Annotated in this window: 24 protein-coding genes; 5 read left to right on the forward strand and 19 right to left on the reverse strand. The window is 72.5% G+C overall.

The window, feature by feature from the left end:
• Positions 1-29: 29 nt before the first annotated feature.
• The gene (locus E5083_RS24740) at positions 30-1043 is read right to left on the reverse strand and encodes a hypothetical protein (RefSeq protein ID WP_135787886.1); all 1014 of its coding nucleotides are present in this window, start codon (positions 1041-1043) and stop codon (positions 30-32) included.
• Positions 1044-1128: 85 nt separating this feature from the next.
• Between E5083_RS24740 and E5083_RS24745 the strand changes: the two genes are divergently transcribed.
• On the forward strand, positions 1129-1995 hold the full coding sequence (locus tag E5083_RS24745) for a GNAT family N-acetyltransferase (RefSeq protein WP_135787887.1): 867 nt from the start codon (positions 1129-1131) through the stop codon (positions 1993-1995).
• 419 nt (positions 1996-2414) lie between these two features.
• Here E5083_RS24745 and E5083_RS24750 read toward each other — a convergent pair whose 3' ends face one another.
• Positions 2415-3653, reverse strand: a complete 1239-nt coding sequence (locus E5083_RS24750) for an MFS transporter (protein ID WP_135787888.1) — start codon at positions 3651-3653, stop codon at positions 2415-2417.
• A gap of 11 nt (positions 3654-3664) precedes the next feature.
• Positions 3665-4048 (reverse strand): MerR family transcriptional regulator, encoded by a 384-nt coding sequence (locus E5083_RS24755; protein ID WP_135787889.1) that lies wholly within the window; start codon positions 4046-4048, stop codon positions 3665-3667.
• Positions 4049-4118: 70 nt separating this feature from the next.
• On the opposite strand from E5083_RS24755, the gene E5083_RS24760 reads away from it, so the two are divergent.
• The gene (locus E5083_RS24760) at positions 4119-5015 is read left to right on the forward strand and encodes an NADP-dependent oxidoreductase (protein ID WP_244317644.1); all 897 of its coding nucleotides are present in this window, start codon (positions 4119-4121) and stop codon (positions 5013-5015) included.
• On the opposite strand, the gene E5083_RS24765 is transcribed toward E5083_RS24760, so the two are convergent.
• Positions 5005-5589, reverse strand: a complete 585-nt coding sequence (locus E5083_RS24765; protein WP_135787890.1) for a TetR/AcrR family transcriptional regulator — start codon at positions 5587-5589, stop codon at positions 5005-5007. The two genes, E5083_RS24760 and E5083_RS24765, sit on opposite strands and share 11 nt — an antisense overlap.
• 121 nt (positions 5590-5710) lie before the next feature.
• Here E5083_RS24765 and E5083_RS24770 point away from each other — a divergent pair, with 121 nt between their 5' ends.
• Positions 5711-6742, forward strand: a complete 1032-nt coding sequence (locus E5083_RS24770) for an aldo/keto reductase (RefSeq protein WP_135787891.1) — start codon at positions 5711-5713, stop codon at positions 6740-6742.
• A 3-nt stretch (positions 6743-6745) separates the two neighbouring features.
• On the opposite strand, the gene E5083_RS24775 is transcribed toward E5083_RS24770, so the two are convergent.
• The 7 genes from E5083_RS24775 to E5083_RS24805 all read right to left on the reverse strand — a co-directional run bounded on the left by E5083_RS24775 (position 6746) and on the right by E5083_RS24805 (position 13323).
• On the reverse strand, positions 6746-7225 hold the full coding sequence (locus E5083_RS24775) for an HAD domain-containing protein (RefSeq protein WP_135787892.1): 480 nt from the start codon (positions 7223-7225) through the stop codon (positions 6746-6748).
• Positions 7226-7255: 30 nt separating this feature from the next.
• Complete coding sequence (locus E5083_RS24780; protein WP_135787893.1) at positions 7256-8344, reverse strand: phosphotransferase family protein; 1089 nt, start codon at positions 8342-8344, stop codon at positions 7256-7258.
• A gap of 138 nt (positions 8345-8482) precedes the next feature.
• Positions 8483-9208: an HAD family hydrolase gene (locus E5083_RS24785; RefSeq protein ID WP_135787894.1), complete on the reverse strand. Its 726-nt coding sequence runs from the start codon at positions 9206-9208 to the stop codon at positions 8483-8485.
• A gap of 38 nt (positions 9209-9246) precedes the next feature.
• The gene (locus tag E5083_RS24790) at positions 9247-10125 is read right to left on the reverse strand and encodes a GntR family transcriptional regulator (protein WP_244317645.1); all 879 of its coding nucleotides are present in this window, start codon (positions 10123-10125) and stop codon (positions 9247-9249) included.
• Positions 10126-10213: 88 nt separating this feature from the next.
• Entirely contained in the window at positions 10214-11122 is a 909-nt protein-coding gene (locus tag E5083_RS24795) for a winged helix-turn-helix domain-containing protein (protein ID WP_135787895.1), read from the reverse strand.
• A 304-nt stretch (positions 11123-11426) separates the two neighbouring features.
• Positions 11427-12665 carry a GNAT family N-acetyltransferase gene (locus E5083_RS24800; protein WP_135787896.1) on the reverse strand — a complete coding sequence of 413 codons (1239 nt, stop codon included), beginning with the start codon at positions 12663-12665 and terminating at the stop codon, positions 11427-11429.
• 61 nt (positions 12666-12726) lie between these two features.
• Positions 12727-13323, reverse strand: a complete 597-nt coding sequence (locus E5083_RS24805; protein ID WP_135787897.1) for an RsiG family protein — start codon at positions 13321-13323, stop codon at positions 12727-12729.
• 162 nt (positions 13324-13485) lie between these two features.
• Here E5083_RS24805 and dtd point away from each other — a divergent pair, with 162 nt between their 5' ends.
• The gene (dtd, locus tag E5083_RS24810; RefSeq protein WP_135787898.1) at positions 13486-13911 is read left to right on the forward strand and encodes a D-aminoacyl-tRNA deacylase; all 426 of its coding nucleotides are present in this window, start codon (positions 13486-13488) and stop codon (positions 13909-13911) included.
• Here the strand turns inward: dtd and E5083_RS24815 are convergent.
• Positions 13908-14375, reverse strand: a complete 468-nt coding sequence (locus E5083_RS24815) for an Lrp/AsnC family transcriptional regulator (protein ID WP_135787899.1) — start codon at positions 14373-14375, stop codon at positions 13908-13910. The two genes, dtd and E5083_RS24815, sit on opposite strands and share 4 nt — an antisense overlap.
• Positions 14376-14468: 93 nt before the next feature.
• Between E5083_RS24815 and E5083_RS24820 the strand changes: the two genes are divergently transcribed.
• Complete coding sequence (locus tag E5083_RS24820) at positions 14469-14942, forward strand: rhodanese-like domain-containing protein (protein ID WP_135787900.1); 474 nt, start codon at positions 14469-14471, stop codon at positions 14940-14942.
• On the opposite strand, the gene E5083_RS31850 is transcribed toward E5083_RS24820, so the two are convergent.
• From E5083_RS31850 to E5083_RS24860, 7 genes are all read right to left on the reverse strand, one after another.
• A complete protein-coding gene (locus E5083_RS31850) occupies positions 14904-15314 on the reverse strand; it encodes a hypothetical protein (RefSeq protein ID WP_244317646.1) in 411 nt (136 codons plus the stop codon). The genes E5083_RS24820 and E5083_RS31850 overlap by 39 nt on opposite strands.
• Positions 15315-16280, reverse strand: coding sequence for a CAF17-like 4Fe-4S cluster assembly/insertion protein YgfZ (gene ygfZ, locus E5083_RS24830; RefSeq protein ID WP_135787901.1), 966 nt, complete (start codon positions 16278-16280; stop codon positions 15315-15317).
• A gap of 10 nt (positions 16281-16290) precedes the next feature.
• Positions 16291-16728, reverse strand: a complete 438-nt coding sequence (locus E5083_RS24835) for a Fur family transcriptional regulator (protein WP_135787902.1) — start codon at positions 16726-16728, stop codon at positions 16291-16293.
• An 82-nt stretch (positions 16729-16810) separates the two neighbouring features.
• Positions 16811-17386, reverse strand: a complete 576-nt coding sequence (locus E5083_RS24840) for a heme-binding beta-barrel domain-containing protein (protein ID WP_135787903.1) — start codon at positions 17384-17386, stop codon at positions 16811-16813.
• A gap of 222 nt (positions 17387-17608) precedes the next feature.
• Positions 17609-18418: a hypothetical protein gene (locus tag E5083_RS24850; protein WP_135787904.1), complete on the reverse strand. Its 810-nt coding sequence runs from the start codon at positions 18416-18418 to the stop codon at positions 17609-17611.
• Entirely contained in the window at positions 18415-19221 is an 807-nt protein-coding gene (locus E5083_RS24855; protein WP_135787905.1) for a hypothetical protein, read from the reverse strand. Before E5083_RS24855 ends, E5083_RS24850 begins: the two co-directional genes overlap by 4 nt.
• Positions 19218-19898, reverse strand: a complete 681-nt coding sequence (locus E5083_RS24860) for a hypothetical protein (RefSeq protein WP_244317647.1) — start codon at positions 19896-19898, stop codon at positions 19218-19220. Before E5083_RS24860 ends, E5083_RS24855 begins: the two co-directional genes overlap by 4 nt.
• Positions 19899-20038: the final 140 nt, after the last annotated feature.

The raw sequence follows: 20038 nt of genomic DNA on the forward strand, positions 1-20038 counted from the left end.
AACGGACAGCCGGGTCGTGGACAGCCTCGCTAGGCCCCCGGGAAGCTCACCCGCACCGCCACCACGCCGCCCCTCGCGTCCAGGTCCGCCATGACCGGGAAGTAGCCGTCGCCGCATGCCGTCATCGCGCAGAGGACCCGGGCCGGGCCGAGGTCCAGCGTGCCGGACTCGTGGACGGAGGCACGGAGCCGGCGCATGATCTGCCAGTGGTGGGAGTGGGGGCGGAAGTCGACCATCAGGCGGCGGCCGGGCTCCTGGGCCCAGCTCTGGACGGCGAGGGCCTTCTCCACCGCCTTCGGCACGGTCAGGTCCGTCCAGCCGTGGACGCCGGGTTCGTCCAGCTCGGGGGCGGCGAAGGCCGTGGCGGCGGCGTGCGCGGCGGTGCCCCAGAAGGCGACGTCGGCCAGGCCGTCCACGGGCTCGTCGTGCTGCCAGGCGCTGAGGGCGTCGACGTCGCCGAAGAGGACGCGGGCCCAGTCGACGCCGATGCGGCCCAGCGGTACGGAGGTCTCGGCCGGGGCGTCGCTCATACGGACCGCCATCTCCGTCCAGCCCTGGCCGTCCCCGCTCCGCGTGGCCAGTACCGGGAGGCGGCGGTCGCGCGGCACGCCGCCCACGGCGACGACGGGTACCCCGAACATCAGGAAGCCTCCTCCGCCCTCGGCGGCCGTGCGGTGGGCGCGGTGGGCGTGGGGTTCGCGGCTCGGCATCGCCGCCAAGTGGGCGTCCAAGGCGTTGACTTGGCAGTGGTTCTCGAACATCCGCCTGAGGTCCGCCACCCCCGAGGCCGGGATGTCGTGGAGCATCATGCCGGGCTGGCGGTCGAAGCTCCGGGCGGCGGCGGAGGCGTCCGGGCCCGTCACGGCGAAGTCGACCGAGCCGGTCACCTCCCGGGCCCGTTCCGGGGTGTCGGCGCCGAGCAGCGCCGGGTCGATCTCCGACGGTGAGCGTTCTCCGCTCCACAGCCCCAGATGGCCGCCGTCGATGACGACCAGGGTGCCCGAGGGGCAGCTGATCTCTCCCAGTTCGAAGATCTTTTCCATGGCGGGCGAGTGTACGGGCGGCTGGTCCTCGGACGTCCTGGCGGGAAACCGCCCGCCTGCTGCCCCGGGTGCGGAAGCATGAGGCATGCGGTCAAGTGGCTGGTATCTCACCGACGATGTCGAAGACTTTCTCGCCCGTGCCGGGGGGTTTCTCCGGGCGCGGCCCGCGGAGCATGTCATGCAGCTCACGTGGGCCGAGCGGGTGCGGGTGCGGGGGGTGGGGGCGTTCGGGCGGGCGCCTGTTTTCGGGGTGCTGGAGGAGGGTGGGCAGGTCAGCGGGACCTTCTATCATCTGCCGCCCCGCGCCCTCGGCCTCTCCCCGCTCACGCCCGAGCAGGCCGACAGCCTCGCCGCCCACCTCGCCGACACCGGCCTCTCCCCGACCTCCGTCGGCGCGGACCACGACACCGCCACCGCCTTCGCCGAGGCGTGGCAGCGGCGCACCGGGGTGACGGCGAAGCTCCGTGACGTACGGGTCCGGCAGTACCGGCTCGGCACCCTCACCCCGCCCGAGCCTCACCCGGAGGGCCGGGCGCGTGTCCTCGGTGAGGGGGATCTCGGCCAAGCCGTCTTCTGGTGCGGGGAGTTCGCCAAGGCCGTCGGGGAGGACGTCACCGTCGACGCCGAGACCTGGGCGAGCACGCGGTACGCCGACAAGCGGTACACCCTCTGGGAGACCCCGGACGGCACCCCCGTCTCCATCGCCGGCATGAACCCGCTCATCGGCGGCCAGATCCAGGTGGACATCGTCTACACCCCGGCCCACCTGCGCGGCCACGGCTACGCCGCCGCCGTCTCCGCCGAGGTCAGCCGCGCCGCGCTGGCCGCCGGCGCCCAGGAGGTCGTCCTCTTCGCCGACCAGTCCAACCCCACCAGCAACGCCCTCTACCAACGCCTCGGCTACCGCCGACTGAGCGACTGGTCGGTGTACGACTTCGCCTCCACCGACTGAGCCGACAATCCTTTACGGCCCCGCCAAGCCTCTCGCCACCGGGCGAGCACCTCCCCGCCCGCCCGGTGACCAGCGGCTCCCCCCAGGACGAGGAGGTCCGCGCCGCCGGGGCGAAGCTGCTCAACGTGTGCGGGTGAGTCCTCCGTGCCGGAGCGGGGGTCTCGGCGGACGTGCGCACGTTGCGCGCCTGGGGGGGGGGGAGCCGGGTCGCCACCGTGGCCGAGCTGCTCAGCCTGTGCGGTGAGTCCTCGGTGCCGGAGGAAGAATCTCGGCGGACGCGCGCACGTTGCGCACTTGAGGGCAGCCGGGGCGCCTCCATGGTCGAGCTGCGTGTGCGGGCGATCTTCGGCTCCGCCACGCGGGCCTCCGCAGATCGCGGACCTGAGGAGAGCGCCGGGTCGCCACCGGGGCCGAACTGCTCAGCGTGTGCGGCTGACCTCCGGTTCCGCCACACGAACTTCGGCGGGCGTCCGTAGCCCGCGGACCTGCGGAGCCAGCAGCGCGGCCGACGTCGCCAGGACGACCAGCGTCGCGCACCCGGCCAGGGTCCAGCTCGTGCCCGCCGAAGAGGCGATCGGGCCGGCGATGAGGAGGCCCAGGGGGGCCAGGGCGAGGGAGCCGAACCAGTCGTAGGAGGTGACGCGGGAGAGGACGTGTTCGGGGATCTCGCGTTGGAGGGTGGTGGACCAGAGGACGCCGAAGACGTCGTTCGCCACGCCCGCGCCGAACATGGCGGCCGCCGTCAGCCAGAGGGGGGCGGCGAGGCTGAGCAGGAGCATGGGTACGGCGGCCGGGAAGGTGCTCAACGCCGCGATGAAGATCGGGCGTTGTACTCGTACCCGCGCCGCCAGGCCCGCGCCCGCGATGGTGCCCAGGGCCTGGGCGCCTACGATGACCGACCAACTCCGGGCGCCACCCTGGTGTTCGACGGTGAGGGGGCCGAGGACGCCGACCTCGGCGTTCAGCGCGGCGATCACGACCGCGTACTGGGCGACCACGACCCACAGCCACTGCCGGGACGCGAACTCCCGCCAGCCCTCACGGAGTTCCGTCCAGCCCGACGCCCGTACGCGCGGCCGCCCCGCCACCTTCAGCAACCCCGTGAGGCCCGCACTGACGACGAAGGAGGCGGCATTGAGGGCAAGTGCCCAGCCCGCGCCGACCAGGGCGACGGTCACGCCGGACAGGCCGAGGCCGAGGAGGAGGGAGGTGTTGGTGCCGACGCGGAGGAGGCCGTTGGCCCGCTGGAGCCGGCCGGCGGGGACGATCAGGGGGACCAGGCCCTCCATCGCGGGGGCGAACAGGGAGTTCGCCGTACCGGCCGCCACCGCGAGGAGGCACATCGCGGGCAGCGGGGCGTGCCCGGTCAGCACGAGGGCGGCGAGTGCCGCGTACGCCCCGGCGCCCAGGACGTCGGCCAGCATCATCAGCCGCGACCGTGACATACGGTCCGCGATCACGCCGCCCACCAGGATGAGCGCCAACTGCGGCAACGCCTGGCACGCCAGCACCAGCGACAGCCGCCCCGCGCTCGCCCCCGGCAACGCGAGCACCGCGAACCCGAGCGCGACCCGCGCGAAGCCGTTGCCCAGCACGGAGACGACCCGTGCGCCGAGAAGCAGAACGAAGCGCCGGTCGCGCCAGAGGGGGGTAGCCACGGCCCCGCACCCTACGCCCGCCGGACCAGCTCCTTCTCGACTTCCGCGGGAGCCGCGTCGATCACTCGGGTGAGGGCCGCGCGGGAGGTCCGGAGGTCCTCGATGGCGCGGGTGATGCGGTCGCGTTCGCCGTGGAGGTGCTGGAGGAGGTCGGGGCAGGTCGGCACGAGGCGGTCCGCGTCCTCGCGCAGGCACGGGAGGACCGTGGCGATGGTCGCGGTGTTCAGGCCGGCGGCGAGGAGGGCGCGGATACGGGCCACCGTGTGGACGTCCGCCTCGCCGTACTCCCGGTAGCCGCTGGGGAGGCGGTCCGGGTGGAGGAGGTCCTGCTCCTCGTAGTAGCGCAGCAGCCGTTCGTGGACGCCGGTACGACGCGCCAACTCACCTATACGCACGAGTCGTTCCTCCCTTGACTCTCACATCGATGTGAGAGTTTACGGTCCGGCGTGAGCGAGCGTCCCCTTCATGGAAAGGCTCACAGCCATGCGCGCCGTACAGATCGACCGCCACGGCGGACCCGAGGTACTGACCGTCCGCCACATACCGGAACCCGTCCCGGCCGAGGGCGAGGTACTCATCGCCGTCACCGCCAGCAGCCTCAATCCGGTGGACTGGAAGACCCGCGCCTGGGAGGTGGGCCCGCCGCTCCCGGCCACGCTGGGCTGGGACTTGGCGGGCCGGGTCGTCGCCACCGAGGACCCCGGCTACCAGGTGGGGGACGAGGTGATCGCCATGTCCGCGCAGATCGCCACGGGACGGGGGACGTGGGCCGAACTGGTCTCTCTCCCCGCCCATTTGCTCGCCCCGGCGCCTACGAGCCTGCCGCTGACGGAGGCCGCAGCACTGCCCCTCGCCGGGACGACCGCCCTGCAAGCCCTTCGAGCGGCTGAACTCGGCCCCGGCGAACGCCTCTTGATCACAGGAGCCGTAGGCGGCGTGGGCGCCCTCGCCGTACAACTCGCCCGGCACACTGGCGCACAGGTCGACGCCTTGGTCTCCCGGCCCGAACACCGATCAGCGGCCCTGGAGTTGGGTGCCGAGCGGGCATGGCACCGGACAGCCGACCTCCCCACCGGCCACTACCACGCCATCCTCGACACAGCAGGCGTCGACACCTCCAACGCCCTTGCGCGAAACGGCCGTTACGTCTCCATCTCCGACACTCCCCTACCCGCCGTACCCGGCGCCCGCAAGAGCTACGTCCAGGAGAACGCCACCGACCTGACCCACCTGACCGAACTCATCGACACAGGCGACCTACGCCTCCGCATAGCCGAACACCACTCCGTCACCCACATCCGCACCGCCCACGAGCACTTCGAGGCGGGCGGCCTGCTCGGCAAGGTGCTGATCACCTTCTGATCGCGCCCCCGTACCGCAACCCATCCAGCATCAACCCCACCATCCGCCCCGTATGCCCGTCGTCGTCCTGCGCCGGGAGGGTCAGGTTGGCGACGGCTCGGAGGAGGTCGTTGGGGTCGGTGTCGGTGCGGATCTCGCCGGATTTGGCTGCGGCGGCGAGCAAGCCCGAGAGGGCCGGGACCAGGCGGAGCTGGAAGTAGGACGGGAGGCTGTCGTAGGCCGGGTCGCCGGAATGGAGGGCGGCGCTGAGGCCGCGCTTGGTGGCGATGAAGTGGGTGAAGCGGAGGAGCCAGAGGCGGAGGGCCTCTACGGGGGCGTGGTCGGCGGCGAGGGCGGGCGCGGTGTCGGCGCAGGCGTCGACCTCGTGGCGGAAGACGGCCGCGATGAGGTCGGAGCGCTGCGGGAAGTGCCGGTAGAGGGTGCCCGCGCCGACGCCCGCGCGGGCGGTGATCTGGCGTACGGGCGCATCCACGCCGGACTCGGCGAACACCTCGGCGGCGGCCGTGAGCAGCGTGTCGATGCTGCGCCGCGCGTCGGCCCTCAGGCGCGGGCGGGACGGCTCGGCGTCGGGCATGCCAGACCTCCACTTGCTAACCGGAACAGCGTTCCGTATCGTTCTTCCCGGAACACCGTTCCGTTTTCGTGAGCGTAACGCGCCGCGGCGGGCCCTGGCCACCGCGGGTTGGAGGAGACTCATGAACTACCGCACGCTGGGCCGGACCGGCATGAAGGTCAGCCCCTACTGCCTGGGCGCGATGATGTTCGGCGCCGTCGGCAACCCCGACCACGACGACTCCGTACGCATGATCCACAAGGCGCTGGACGCCGGGATCAACTTCATCGACACCGCCGACATGTACTCGTTCGGGGAGTCGGAGGAGATTGTCGGCAAGGCGTTGAAGGGTCGGCGGGACTCCGTCGTGCTGGCCACCAAGGCGCGGCTGCCCATGGACCCCGACGACCCCAACAGGCAGGGCGCGTCCCGGCGTTGGCTGACCCGCGCGCTGGACGACTCGCTGCGCCGGCTCGGCACGGACCACGTCGATCTCTTCCAGATCCACCGCCCCGACCCGGACACCGACATCGAGGAGACCCTCTCCGCCCTCACCGACCTGGTGCGCGCGGGCAAGGTCCGCGCGATCGGCACCTCCAGCTACCCCGCCTCCGACATCGTCGAGGCGCAGTGGGTCGCCGAACACCACCGGCTCCAGCGGTTCCGTACCGAGCAGCCGACGTACTCGCTGCTCAACCGGGGTATCGAGCGCGAGGTGCTGCCGGTGTGCGAGCGGTACGGGATGGGGACGCTGATCTACAGCCCGCTGGCCGGGGGCATGCTCACCGGGCGCTACCGCAAGGACCAGGCCCCCGACACCCACCGCTCCACCTACGGCTTCCGATATCTGCGCGACGAGCGGCGCCTGGACACCGTGGAGCGGCTGATCCCGGTCGCCGAGGAGGCCGGTGTCTCGCTGACCCACCTCGCGCTGGCCTTCGTCATCAGCCACCCCGGCGTCACCTCCGCGATCATCGGCCCGCGCACGATGGAGCAGCTCGACGATCTCCTCGCGGGCGACAAGGTCACGCTGTCCGACGAGATCCTGGACCGTATCGACGCGATCGTCCCGCCGGGTACGGACGTCGGCGCCCTCGACATGGAGTACGCCCCGCCCGCGATCACCGAGGCGCACCTGCGGCGCCGGTGGGCCGGGGAGCGTTCGGCCGCGTGAGGCTCAGTCCGGGTTCCGGCTCAGCCACTCCCGCAGGGCGGTGAAGTCGGCCGGGGTCAGCCCGTAGTCGTGGTCCACGCGGTGCAGCAGGGCCGGGGCGGGGTGGTGGACGGCGACGTACGCCCGGTCGGCCTCGGTGATCTCGTCGTCGATCCAGATGAACGGCCGGCCCGCCGCGAACTCCACCAGCGGGCGCGTCTTCCAGTGGGTCAGCGCGGGCGGCTCGTCCTCGTCCGGCCACGGCACCACCGGCAACGGCGGCAGCCCCAGCCACGGCCCGACCACCGCGTTGGCGTCATCCAGCCAGGTCGACGCCCACACCAGCTCACAACCCAACTCCAGCAGCCGCGCCCCGAGCCCTGGATCGACCCGCCCCAGCAGCGGATGCCCACCCGTGCCACCACCCCGCTCGAACTCCGGGTACGCGCCGTCGGGCGCGCCGAAGGGAATGAGCGGACCGTCGATGTCGAGAAAGAGCAGCATCACCCCTCAGCATCGGGCATCCCCGGGGCCCTAGCCAGAGAACGGCGCGGACGCCTGCACCGTGTGCCACCGCTCCAGGGCCGCCGCCACCCGCTCCACATCCGGCACCTCCGTCACGCCCAGCGGACGCGCTCCCCGCGCCAGAATCTCCCGCAGCTTCACCGCGAGGGACGAGACCGGGGGCGCGGCCGGGTCCTCCAGGGCCAGGGCCGAGCGGATGACGTCCGTGAAGACGGACTGGGCGCGCTTGTAGGCGAGCAGGGGTGCCAGGTCGTCCGTCCAGCCGCGCACGCTCAGCGGGCGGACCGCGCGGACGGTCGTGTGCCAGCGGGCGGCGATCTCGCGGGACTGGGCGGCGGGGTAGCGCATGAGGTGGAGGTGGGTGGCGAGGTCGTAGAGGGGGTCGCCGACCATGGCGAGTTCCCAGTCGATGGTCCAGAGGCGGTCCACGGGATCGACGATGAAGTTCTCGCGGTGCAGGTCGGCGTGGAGGAGGCAGAAGGGCCGCCGGGACAGCCCGTGCACATGGGCGCGGAGGTGCGTGAACGAGGTCTCGGTGAGGCCGAGTTCGGCGAAGAGCCGCTCGAAGCGGTCGAGGTTGCGGCGGTAGACGCGGTGCTCGGTGAAGTGGACGAGCCGCTCCAGGAAGCCGTCGCTGTCGCCGTCCGCCGGCCGGTCCTCGGCGGCGCAGCGCCGCTCGGCGGTGACGTCGTCCGGGCCGATCGCGGCGAGCCTGCCGAACAGCTCGGTGAGCTGGCGGACGAGCGCCTCCGGCACCTCGGCGCCGGACGGGTGGAGCGCGCCGAGGGTGCTGCCCTCGATGAACCGCATCAGCCGCATCCCGCCGACCTCCACCAGGCCGGGCACGCGCGGTACGCGGTCGCCCAGCGCGGTGAGCAGGCGTTCCTCCGAGGCGAAGCAGCGCCGGTCGAACCAGAGCAGCCCGTCGCGGGGCTCCCGGCACTTCCACCGCCCCGGATGCAGCCGTGCCGCCTCACCGGCCAGCGGGAAGACGTAGGTCTCGTGGTGGTAGCCCTGCAGCGGGCCCTCGACCACCTTGTCGTCGCCGCTGGCCCCGGCCGCGTTCAGCCGGGCAATCGAAACCGTTTCGGGGGACATGGCCCGTTCTCTCGCCGTGCGCCCTGCCGAAAGGGGCGGAAGTGGCAGCACGGTACCGCCTCGGGAGCGGGTCCCGGCCCCACGACTCCGGGCTGGTTCCCCCGTACCGGGGACCGGGCGCACGCGCGTACGAGCAAGCTATCCCCGCAGGGCGAGCAGCAGGGGTTCCAGGGAGGTGAGGACCGTGTCGGCGCCCGAGGCGCGGAGCTGCTTGGCGCGGCGCTCACCGCTCGCGTAGCCGAGGAAGCGCACCCCGGCCCGCTCGGCGGCGACGAGGTCGGTGGGCGAGTCCCCGATCATCAGCGCGGACTCGGGGGCGGCGCCCAGCGCGGCGAGGGCCCGGTCGAGGCAGTACGGGTCGGGTTTGAGGCGGTGCAGCTCGGCGGTACGGCCGTAGATGTGCGGGGCGAAGCAGCCGGTCAGGCCACGGCCGGCGAGGTAGGCGTGGACCACGCGCGGGGAGTTGTTGGTGGTGACGGCCAGCCGGGAGCCGACGGCGGACCAGGTGCGGATCAGCGGGTCGGCGTGCGGGGTCGGCCACGCGGAGGCGGCGGCCAGCAGCTCCTCCTGGGTGAGGCGCTCCTCCAGCTCGGCGACGAGGTCGCTGCCGGGGTGGCGGCGGTCCACCGCGCGCAGCACCACCTGCGGGTCCAGCGTCTCCCGCTCGTCCTCGGTGAGCAGCCCGCGCAGGCCGCGCCCGGCCAGCCACTCCACCAGCCCGGCCGCGACCCGCTCGGCGCGGTGCCGGGCGAAGAGGCGGCAGACCGGGCCGTCGAAGTCCCAGAGGACGACCCGCGCGCCGATCAGTTCCCGTAGCTTCTCGGTCCTCTGGTCGCTCTTTTCCTCGACCGATTCGGTCGCCATCAGCTCATGCTGCGTCGTTTCCGGCGTCTTGGAAGTCACTAGGAGAGTGTCAGGTCCGTCGTGATGGTTTCCCAGAGGGCGTCGAACCACTTCTGCGACTGTTCCACGAAGGAGGCGTCCCGTTGACCCGACCGCTTCTCGAAGGAGAACAGCATCGACTCCGAGCCGAGGGTGTCGAACATCTCCAGGGTGCCGGTGTCGGTGGGCTCCTCGCGCCGGGTAACCATGTAGTACGCGTACAGCGCCTCCGCGCCGTTGAGCAGGTACAGCTTGGCCGGCGGGGTGAAGGGCAGCGCGCGGAAGGTCACGTGGACGTCGATGTCGTGCGTGGCCCGCAGCGCGTTGAGGTTGTACTGGAGCACCTGCCCCTGGGCGTTGCGCATCGCCAGCCAGCGCCGGTGCACCGGGTCCGCGTCGTCCCCCTCGGGGTCCACCGGGACCGGGAAGGCGAGGCTGATGTCGCGCGAGGGCAGCAGCACGCGCACGTCGATGCGCTCGGGGCGCACCCGGCCCTCGTGGATCAGCCGCAGCGGCTCGCCGAGGGCGGGGATCAGGCTCTGCGCGGTCAGGCAGACGGCGTCCACGCGGACGTGGGGCACGGTGAACGCCTCCGCCAGCCGGTGGGCGAGGGCGACCATCGTGGGCTGGGGGCCGTCCTGCGCGGGGGCGGGCTCCGCGACGCGCGGCGGGCTGCCCTTGGTGACGCCGGTGAGCAGACCCTCGTCGTGCAGCAGACGCAGGGCCTGGCGGACCGCACCGCGCTCCACGCCGAACTCCTCAGCCAACTCGGCCTGGGTGGGCAGCCGTTCGCCCGCCCGCAGCTCACCGGCACGGATGCGGGCGCGCAGGGCGTCGGCGATCTCCTGGGCGGTGAACCGTCTGCCGCTCACTGCCACGTTCTCCTGGGTCACGACCAAACGGTACAACCTCAGCCCATCTACGGGCAGTTGTCGGCAAGTAGCTGCCAAGTGCGGACCACAGAACATGAGTTGGCTGCCAACTCGGCTACCCCAGCACCAGTTCCGAGCTGATCGTCTCCCACAGCGCGTCGAACCAGAGCCGGGACTGCGATACGAACTCGGTGTCCCGCTCCCCCGCCCCCCGTGCGAAGGCGAACAGCATCGAGCGGGTGCCCTCGGCGTCGTACAGCGCCAGGTGCTCAGGACCTATGTCCCGCTCCCGCCGGGCCAGCGTGTAGTACGCGAACAGCGCCTCGGAGCCGTTGAGCAGGTACAGCTTGACCGGCGGGGTGAAGGGGAGCGCGCGGAAGCGGACCCGGACGTCGATGCCGTGCGTGGTGCGCAGCGCGAGCAGGTTGTGCCGGAGGACCTGGCCCTGGGCGTTGCGCTGGGCCAGCCAGCGCCGGTGCAGCAGGTCGGTGTCGGCGGCGTCCACCGGCGCGGGGAAGGCGAGGGCGATGTCGCGGCTCGGCAGCAGCAGCCGTACGTCGATCTTGGCCGGTTTCAGCCCTCCCGCGTGGATCTGCCGCAGCGGTTCCCCGATGGCGAGGGTGAGCGAGACGGAGGTCAGACAGAGGGCGTCCACGCGGACGTGCGGGACGGCGAAGGCGGCCGCGACGCGGGGCGCGAGGCCGGCCATCGTGGGCTGCGGCGGCGCGGCCGGGCCCACCGCGCCGGGCGGGACGGCCACCGTGGCCGGGCTGCCCTGCGACGATCCGGCGAGCAGCCGCTCCACCCGCAGGATGCGCAGCGCCTCGCGGACCGTGCCGCGCTCGACCCCGAACTCCTCGGCCAGTTCCGCCTGGGTGGGCAGCCGCTCGCCGGGGCGCAGCACACCGGTGTCGATACGGGTGCGCAGGGTGTCGGCCACCACGCGAGAGGTGACACGTGAGGGATGTGACCGTGGTGACCTCTTCCGCCCAGTGGCGGAGACGTGTTCCGGGTCCACGGACAAAGGCTACAACTTCCCGCCATCTTCCGGCAGTTCGCGGGATGATGGTTATGAGCCGCTTCCACGCGGCTATAACTACAGTGAAGTTGGCAGCCAACTTGACCGACATGGTCGAGCTTTCCGGCGGTTGGCCGACCGGGCTCCCCTCCGGAGGGGAGCCGGGAGCCCGGCAGGGGGCGGCCACGGGAGCGCACAGCCACAACTGAACACCCGCACAGCCACAACCGAAGAACGTCCAGCGCACAGCCACAACAGAACAGCTACGGATGAACGGCCGCCGGCACGGCAGGTGACGACCGGGGCCGGGTCAGAAGGAGTCCGGGCACCACGGGCGCGCGGACGTGCGGAACAGCGCGTCGGCCGCACGGGCGGCGCCCTCCCGCTCCTCCTGGACCCGCCCCAGCGCCGCCAGCCGTGCCGTCGAGCCGTCTCCGAGCCACACCGTGGCCAGCTCGGCCACCGGCAGCGTCAGGTCGGCGGACGCACCGCCCGCCGGGGTGCAGGACGCGCCCTCGGGGGACGCCTCCAGCCGGTACCGCCCGCCCGCCGTGCCGTCCTCGTCCAGCACCTGAAGCACCAGCGATCCGGACCGCTCGTAGCTCCGCGCCTCCAGCGCCCGTACGACGTCCAGCAGCCGGACCCACAGCCAGTCCGTGTGCGTCTCGACGCGGGCCGCGCGGACGTCGGGCAGCAGGAAGGGGAGCAGGGAGTCCGGGGCCCGCCAGCCGGTCTTGACGTGGGCGATCCAGTCGATCGAGCACAGGTAGCGCCACAGCGCGGCCTCGGCCGCCGGGGTCGCGGCGGTCAGCCAGTCCACCTTCGCCGCGTTGTCCGGCTGCTGCCCCTCCCACTTGGCCTCGCAGCGGTACGACACCAGGCCCTCGACCTCGCCGGAGGCCGACCGGTACACCGCGTAGAACGGCTCGGTCCAGTCCCGGCCGAAGCGGGCCACGCCGGTACGGGCGTCCCACCACAGCTCGTCCCGGCCGATCGCGCCCGGCGTCACCGCGCGCACCCGCTCGGACAGCTTCGGGCCCAGCGCGCGCACCTCGGCGCCGTCCACCAGGTCGATCCGGGCGCCGTCCCCGGGGCCGGCCCAGCGCGGGTCGAGCCCCGAACGGCCCACGTCCACGGTCCAGTTGGTCGCCCAGGTCGCGGGGCCGAAGCCGTGCTTGCCGTAGATCGGGTACTCGGCGGCGATCAGGGTGGCGATCACGTCCCCGCGCTCCCGCGCGGCCGCCAGGTCCTCGCGCATCATGCGGGTGAGCAGGCCGCGGCGGCGGTGCGTCGGGGAGACGGTGACGTTGGAGACCGCGTTGGAGGCGACGTACGCGCCGCCGACCGCGGTGACCTCCTGGGCGAAGGAGCGGAAGGTGCCGACGCAACGGGCGCCGTCGAAGGCGCCGAGCAGGCGGCCCGGCTCGAACTGCCGCAGCCTCGCGGCCCGTTGCTCCGCAGTGATCACCGGGTCCTGGAGGAAACCGGTGTCCAGCGCGCGGTGCCAGTTGTCGAACTCGTCTTCGGCCACGGGGCGTACGTCGATCATGGCGCCACGGTAGGCGCGGGACCCGGCGTGTGTCGCGCGCATTTCCCGTGCCCCGGTCCGCTCAGACCAGCAGGTCGTCCACCTGGGCCTCGCCGGCCCGGTACCGGCGCGCGATCTCGCCGCCGCAGTCGTCGGCGGTGCGCTGGAGGCCCTGGCGGCGGTGGGAGATCTCCTGCTCGTACTCCGTCAGCCGGCCCATCGCGGCGGCCAGCTCGGCGTCCGTGCGGGCGGTGAGGTCGGACAGCTCGACCTCGGCGAGCATCTCCGCCGCGAGCTTGCCGTACTCCTCGCTGTGCGGGGTGCCGAGGGTGACATGGCGGGCGGAGGAGCGGTGGCGGGCCGGGGCGTCGGCGAGGATCTCCGACAGCCGCTCCACCACGGACCCGTCCACCGGCGCCGGCACCCGCTCCCCGCCCCGGCGGGCCAGCTCGGCGCGCAGGATGTCGATGCGGCCCTGGAGCAGCCGCCGGACGTAGCTCAGGTCGGCCTCCTCGCGCTGGGCGTCCCGGCGCAGGGCGCGCAGCTCGGGCAGGCTCAGCGGGGCGAGGACGCTCGCGGCGGACTCCGTCGACGGCGCGTTCGGCGGGCTCGGCGGGCTCTCGGCGCGCTGTGCGGGCGGCCGGTGTGTGACCGGACCACTGGTGCTCGGTGTGCTCATGTGCGGTGGACCGTCCCCTCGACCGGCGTGTGGGAAGCATCGTGCCACCCCCGGTGGCCGCTATGTGACCGACTGCCCCCGAACGGCCCTGGATGGGGGGTATGGATATGTTGCGGACCCCCCGGACCGGCGCACCCACCACCGCACGGCATGATGGTTCGCATGCGTGCGGTGGTGCAACGAGTGGACGGCGCGAGCGTCGTCGTGGACGGCGAGACGGTGGGCGCCATCGAGGGCGAGGGCCTGTGCGTCCTGGTCGGCGTGACCCACGAGGACACCAAGGAGAAGGCCGCCCAACTGGCCCGCAAACTCTGGTCGGTGCGCATGCTCGCCGACGAGAAGTCGTGCAGCGACACAGGCGCCCCCCTCCTGGTCATCAGCCAGTTCACCCTCTACGGCGACGCCCGCAAGGGCCGCCGCCCCACCTGGAACGCCGCCGCCCCCGGCCCGGTCGCCGAACCCCTGGTCGACGAGGTCGTAGCCCAGCTCCGCGCCCTCGGCGCAACAGTCGCCACGGGCCGCTTCGGCGCCCAGATGCGCGTGTCGTTGGTGAACGACGGCCCCTTCACGATCCTGGTCGAGGTCTAGCCGGGCCCCTGTGCCAGCACCGCCGTCACCGGACGTCCCGGCAGCGGGCTGGAGTACACGACGCTGGTGGTGACCGCTCCCAGCCCCGAGATGCGGCCCGTGACCCGCTCCAGGTCGCGCATCGAGCGGGCGACGACCTTCAGCACGAAGCAGTCCTCGCCCGTCACATGGTGGGCCTCCACCACCTCGGGAGTGGTGTCCAGCAGGTCGTGGAACGGCTTGTAGTTGCCGGTGGGGTAGCGCAGCCGGACGAAGGCCAGGATGTCCAGGCCGAGCGCCTCCGGGCTGACCGCGGCCGCGTAGCCGGTGAGGGCCCCGCTCTCCTCCAGCCGTCGCACCCGTTCCGTCACCGCGCTCGGTGACATGGCGACGGTGCGGGCCAACTCGGCATAGCTGGCGCGTCCGTCGCGCTGAAGGGCGGTCAGGATGCGTATGTCGGTGGGGTCGAGGGAATCGGCGGCCATGGCCGAGAGATACCACGGATCGCCCGGCGCGGGACGGGGAACGCCGTGGATCACCGGTTCTGCGCGGCGGCCCCCGGTCCTAGCGTCTACGGCATGACAGTCACCGAGACCAGCCCCGCCCTGCGGATGCCCCCGGCCGCCCCCGCCGAGGCCGCCGCCTTCTTCGCCGCCCGCCTCGCCTTCCAGGCCGACGTGTCCGACGTGCACGCCTCGCTGGAGTCCGGCGCGCCCGGCTTCGTCCTGCTCGACTCCCGCGGCCCGGAGGCATGGGCCCACGGGCGCGTTCCCGGCGCGCTGCACCTGCCGACCGCCGAGATCCCGGCACGCGCGGCGGCCGTCCTGGACCCCGCGACTCCGGTCATCACCTACTGCTGGGGCCCGGCCTGCGACGGCGCCACCCGCGCGGCTCTGGCCCTCGCCCGGCTCGGCTACCGGGTCAAGGAGATGATCGGCGGCATGGAGTACTGGACGCGTGAGGGCTTCTCCGTCGAAACCCCGGCCGGCGCCACCCGCCGGACCCCGGACCCGCTAGTAGCCCCGCCACAGGCGGCCCACTGCGCCTGTTAGCACCCAGGCGTACGCCCCGAGCCCCAGCGCGGTGCGGGCCAGGGCGTCGAGCCACATGCCGGTGTCGCCCCGGAACAGCAGCAGGGTGAGGGTGGCGGCCACGGCGACGGACACCCCGTAGCGCCCCCACGTCCCGCGCCCGAGCCACGCGCTGAGCAGCCCGGCGGGGATCTGGACGGCGACGTGCAGGCCGAGTACGAGCAGCGGCACGACGAGCAGCACCATGAACGGGGCGTCCGCCGTCGGATCGCCGGGCGGTGTCGCGTAGGCCGCCTCGGCCAGCCAGAAGGGCGGGACCACGAACGAGCACAGCAGCACCAAGCCGCTCAGATGCATCGCCCCGACGTGCCGCAGCACAGGTCTGCCGCTCACCTACGGCTCGACCACCGTCTCCTGCGCAGCCGCCGTGTCTCCGGCCAGGAGGCGCGCGTCGGTGGGGACGTTTCGCTTGATGACCGCGAGGGCGACCGGGCCGAGTTCGTGGTGGCGGACGGAGGTGGTGACCTGGCCGATCTTGCGGCCGTCGGGGCCGTCGTCGGCGAGGCGGATCTCGGTGCCGGGCGGGGGGAGGTGGACGTCGCTGCCGTCGAGGTGGAGGAAGACCAGGCGGCGCGGGGGCTTGCCGAGGTTCTGGACGCGGGCGACCGTCTCCTGGCCCCGGTAGCAGCCCTTCTGCAAGTGCACGGCGGTGCCGATCCAGCCCAGCTCGTGCGGGATCGTACGGTGGTCCGTCTCGAAGCCGAGGCGGGGCCGGTGCTGCTCGACCCGGAGCGCCTCGTGGGCGAGGAGACCGGCGGCCGGGCCGGAGCGGGCGGCGAACTCCTCCAACTGCTCGCGCGGGAGGAAGAGATCACGCCCGTACGGCGTCTCGCGGACCACCGCGCCCTCGGGCACCTCGGTGATGGACCCGGCGGGCAGGTGGACCACCGCGGTGTCGGCGGTGCGGTCGGCGACCTCGACGCGGTAGAAGAACTTCATCGACTCCAGGTAGGCGATCAGCGCCTCCTGGGTGCCGGGCTCGACGTGCGCCCACACGGTCGTACCGTCGTCCACCAGGTACAGGGCGTGCTCGATGTGCCCGTTGGCGGAGAGGACCAGCGCCTCGGTGGCCTCACCGGCCGGCAGATCGCTGACGTGCTGGGTCAGCAGCAGATGCAGCCAGCTCAGCCGGTCCGCGCCGGTCACGGCGACGACGCCCCGGTGGGACAGGTCGACGAAACCGGTGCCGTCGGCGAGGGCACGCTGCTCGCGGAACAGGTCGCCGTAGTGGGCGGCGACGCCTTCGTCCACGCCCTCGGCGGGAACGGCGCCGGGCAGGGACAGCAGGGGGCTCTTCATACGGGCCAGCCTACGACGGGGTGGTTGAACTCTTCAGCGTGCAGTCCGCGCACCGGCCGAAGATCGCGAAGTGCTTCATGTCGGTGTCGAACCCGAACTGCTCGCGCAGCCGCGCGGTGAAGTCCGCGGCGACCTCCACGTCCGCCTCGATCACGTTCTCGCAGTCCCGGCAGACCAGGTGGAGATGGTGGTGGCGGTCGGCGAGGTGATAGGTGGGCGCGCCATGGCCGAGGTGGGCGTGGCTGACCAGACCCAGCTCCTCCAGCAGCTCCAGCGTGCGGTACACGGTGGAGATGTTGACCCCGGAGGCGGTCTTGCGGACCTCGACGAGGATGTCGTCCGGCGTCGCGTGCTCCAGCGCGTCCACGGCTTCGAGCACGAGCTGCCGCTGCGGCGTCAGCCGGTAACCGCGCTGCCTGAGATCACTCTTCCAGTCGGTGCTCACCACACTGGAAGTGTAGGGCCGCCGGGCCGGACACCCCGCTTGGACGGGACGCCGGCCCGGTTCTCTGCGGGCCTACGTGCCGGGCCTACTTGAAGAACGCGATGCCGTCGTCCGGCATGTCCTCGGGGAGGTCCTTCGCCCAGCGCTCGACGTCCTCGGGGGTGACGGCCTTCTTGAGCTGGGCCGACATGTACGGGCGCAGCTCGACCTCGGGGGTCTGCTTCTCGCCGACCCACATGAGGTCGCCCTTGACGTAGCCGTACAGCCGCTTGCCGCCGGTGTACGCCGGGGACTCGGGGGTGCGGGCGACCGCGTCGGTGACCAGGTCGATCTGGGGCTTCTTGTCCGCCAGCTCGCCGTACCAGATCTCCACCACGCCGTCGTCGCGGGTCATCGTGACCGTGATCTTGCGCTCGGCGTCGATCCGCCAGAAGCCGGCCTCGGACTCCAGCGGGCGGACCTTGTTGCCCTCGTTGTCGAGGACCCAGGTACGGGACCGGTACTCCAGGAAGTCCCGGCCGTCGTGGGTGAAGCTCACCTCCTGGCCGAAGTTGCACTTCTCGGAGCCGGGGAAGTCATGGACACCCGCGCCCGCCCAGTTGCCCAGCAGAAAGGCGAGGGGGACGAGGTCCTTGTGCAGGTCAGACGGGATCTCGATCATGAGCGGCCGTTCCTGTCGGTTCTGGGGCGGTGCTTTCAGCGCTGGCCCTGGTACAGCTTCTTCACGGTCAGCCCGGCGAAGGCGAGCACGCCGACGCAGACCAGGACCAGCAGCAGTTCGAAGAAGATCTCCACGGGTGTGCTCCTTGAGCGGAAGTGGACGTACGACAGAGCCGCGCCCAGCTTACGCGGCCGGGGTCGGAGTCTCCTGGCGAGGTGTCCCTCAGGCGAGCAGCTCGCTCTGCAAGGTCACCGTCTGCCAGAACGGCACGGCCGCCGCACCCCCCGGACGGGACTGCGTGACCATGGCGACGGTGTCCCCGGCGGCCGCGTACGCCAGCCGCGTCCGCTCTGCGCCGTACGGCTTGGCCTCGGCGTACGCGGCGAGCCAGACCTTGTCCAGCCGGGCGGCCTCCGGGAAGCCCTCGGCCTCGAAGACGGGGGCGCCGCGCAGCGGATGCAGGGGCCCGTTGTAGCTCACGAACTCGCTCTCCGACCCCTCGGCGACCTCGGCCGTGGCGAACTGGAGCAGATCGATCCGGGTACGCGTGCCGTCCGGGGTGGTCCAGCCACGGCTCGCCACATGCCGCAGCCCACGGTCGGTCAGCGCCTGCCCCAGTTCCCCGCGCCCCGACGCGTCGTACTGCGCGAGGAAGTCCTTCACCGGCAGCCAGCCGTCCGTGCCGGACAGGGTCTTGTCCACCGTGGCGTTCCTCGGCGCGGGCAGCAGCAGGGCGCGCAGGTCGGCGTAGTGCGTGCCCGCCTTGTTCCCGGCGGCCAGCGGGCCGGGGCTGCCGGACGGCAGCGGGGGCCTGACCAGCGCCGGGTACTCCCAGCGCCCGTCGGAGTGGGTGGCGAGACCGGGCAGGTCCGCGCGGTCCGCCCGGCTGATCCCGTACGCCGTCCCGGTCCCGGTGAGGGCGAACACGGCGACGACGGCGGCCCAGCGCAGGACCGCGCGCGTACGGCGGCGGTCCTTCCCGGCCTGCGCGGGCGGCAGCTCGGGCATCGATGGAGTCTGCGACTCGGTCATACGGCCTCACCCGGTTCCTTGATGCGGTCGAACTGGGCGCGCATCATGTCGGCGGCCCCCTTCAGGTCGAGCGGCGCGGTGCCCTCGATCCAGGCGGTGACGCCGATGTCTCCGACATAGCCGGAGCACGACATCGAGTCGAGCTTGTCCCCGTCGACGGCCGGCGGCAGGAAGCACGCGGCGTGATCCTCGTGGCCCTTGATCGCGGGCCCCTTGCGGAAGACCTTCATGGTGTCGATGAACTGCTGCTGGGAACGGTTGCGCGCGCGCAGGGTGCTCCGGTCCGACCGGCTCAGCACCATCTCCACGGTGAAGACGCGGGAGCCCTCGCCGGCCCAGACCGTGCTGGCGTAACTGCGCACCGCCATGCCCTTGACCGGGTTCTTCTCGAACCGCCGCTCCAGTTGGAGCCGTTGGGACCGGGGCAGGCTCCGGAGGGACTGCCGCAGGAGGTCGGACGTCTGCCGTCCGGTCAGCTCGGTGTCCGAGCCGAACTTCGCCACGTCCGGCCCCCGGACGTACCGCTCCTCGCCGAAGGGCAGGAGCAGGGCGCGCAGCCCGGACTGCTTGTCCGTGGCCTTCTTCTCCTTCACGGCCTGCGGCAGCCGCCAGGTGGGCGCGCCCGGCGAGCGGTCGGCCCCGCGCACCACGACGGCGGTGCAGCCGATCCCGGCAACGGTGGCCAGGGCGACGGCGGCGCCCACGATCCGCCCGGTTCGGCGGGGGCGGGCGGGCTTGCTCGCAGCGTCGGTGCCGGCGACGTCGGTACCAGTCACGTCGGTGTTCACAGCGTCAGTGCTCACAGCCGCTCCATCTGCGCTCGTGCCAGCTCCCGGACCCGGGCGGGCGAGACCGGCTTGGTGTCCCCCACCCACATCTCCATGGCGATGTCCCCGCGATAGGCATGCGCCTCGGCCACGTAACCGGAGCCGAAGCGGCTCTCGGGCCGGTCGTGGACGAAGAACTCGCCGTCGCCCGTGCCCGGAACAGGCCAGCTCCGGGTGTGGGCGTCGTCGGCGGCCCAGCCGCGCCCGCCGAAAGCCTCCTCCTCGGCGGCTTGCGACTCCACCTGCCGGAACTGGATCAGGCGGATCTCCACCGTGCGGTCCCCGGACTCGATCCAGCCCGTGACGGCGGCGCGGCGGAACTCGTCACCGACGAGATCGCGGAAGGCCCCGTCCGGCTTGGTGTACAGCTCCGCGTAGGCGCTGAGGTCCAGCCAGCCGTCGTCGCTCTCGATGGCCGGGTTCGCACGGGTGCCGCCCGGCCTCTTCAGCAGCAGCTTGCGCAGATCGCCGTCCACCTTGACCTGGTGGTCCTGGGCGGCGGACAGCGGCGCGGGGCCGTGGCCCTGGGCCTGCGCGAGGCTCGGCTGGGAGAGCGGGGGCAGCTTGTCCGGCGTGCGGCCGGCCTGGACGAGGTAACCGGCGCAGCTCCCGGCGACCAGCCCGAGCGCAACGGCGAGGGTCAGCCGGCGCACGGTACGACGGCTCCGGCGCCGCGCCGGAACGGGCGCGGCCTCGGCCGGCTCGGGGCTCTCAGCGTGCTTGGGTACGGGTCTTTCCGGACTTTCCGTGGTGCTCAACGTGTCGTCCCCCCACAGGACAGGAAGCACGGACC

It is taken from the genome of Streptomyces bauhiniae, assembly GCF_004784475.1.
GTDB lineage: Bacteria > Actinomycetota > Actinomycetes > Streptomycetales > Streptomycetaceae > Streptomyces > Streptomyces seoulensis.

Excerpts from the sequence above, each read along its gene's own strand:
- E5083_RS24740 (WP_135787886.1), bottom strand. The coding sequence starts at position 1,043 with ATGGAAAAGATCTTCGAACTGGGAGAGATCAGCTGCCCCTCGGGCACC.
- E5083_RS24745 (WP_135787887.1), top strand. The coding sequence starts at position 1,129 with ATGCGGTCAAGTGGCTGGTATCTCACCGACGATGTCGAAGACTTTCTC.
- E5083_RS24760 (WP_244317644.1), top strand. The coding sequence starts at position 4,119 with ATGGAAAGGCTCACAGCCATGCGCGCCGTACAGATCGACCGCCACGGC.
- E5083_RS24765 (WP_135787890.1), bottom strand. The coding sequence starts at position 5,589 with ATGCCCGACGCCGAGCCGTCCCGCCCGCGCCTGAGGGCCGACGCGCGG.
- E5083_RS24770 (WP_135787891.1), top strand. The coding sequence starts at position 5,711 with ATGAACTACCGCACGCTGGGCCGGACCGGCATGAAGGTCAGCCCCTAC.
- E5083_RS24775 (WP_135787892.1), bottom strand. The coding sequence starts at position 7,225 with ATGCTGCTCTTTCTCGACATCGACGGTCCGCTCATTCCCTTCGGCGCG.
- E5083_RS24780 (WP_135787893.1), bottom strand. The coding sequence starts at position 8,344 with ATGTCCCCCGAAACGGTTTCGATTGCCCGGCTGAACGCGGCCGGGGCC.
- E5083_RS24785 (WP_135787894.1), bottom strand. The coding sequence starts at position 9,208 with ATGGCGACCGAATCGGTCGAGGAAAAGAGCGACCAGAGGACCGAGAAG.
- E5083_RS24800 (WP_135787896.1), bottom strand. The coding sequence starts at position 12,665 with ATGATCGACGTACGCCCCGTGGCCGAAGACGAGTTCGACAACTGGCAC.
- E5083_RS24805 (WP_135787897.1), bottom strand. The coding sequence starts at position 13,323 with ATGAGCACACCGAGCACCAGTGGTCCGGTCACACACCGGCCGCCCGCA.
- dtd (WP_135787898.1), top strand. The coding sequence starts at position 13,486 with ATGCGTGCGGTGGTGCAACGAGTGGACGGCGCGAGCGTCGTCGTGGAC.
- E5083_RS24815 (WP_135787899.1), bottom strand. The coding sequence starts at position 14,375 with ATGGCCGCCGATTCCCTCGACCCCACCGACATACGCATCCTGACCGCC.
- E5083_RS24820 (WP_135787900.1), top strand. The coding sequence starts at position 14,469 with ATGACAGTCACCGAGACCAGCCCCGCCCTGCGGATGCCCCCGGCCGCC.
- ygfZ (WP_135787901.1), bottom strand. The coding sequence starts at position 16,280 with ATGAAGAGCCCCCTGCTGTCCCTGCCCGGCGCCGTTCCCGCCGAGGGC.
- E5083_RS24840 (WP_135787903.1), bottom strand. The coding sequence starts at position 17,386 with ATGATCGAGATCCCGTCTGACCTGCACAAGGACCTCGTCCCCCTCGCC.
- E5083_RS24850 (WP_135787904.1), bottom strand. The coding sequence starts at position 18,418 with ATGACCGAGTCGCAGACTCCATCGATGCCCGAGCTGCCGCCCGCGCAG.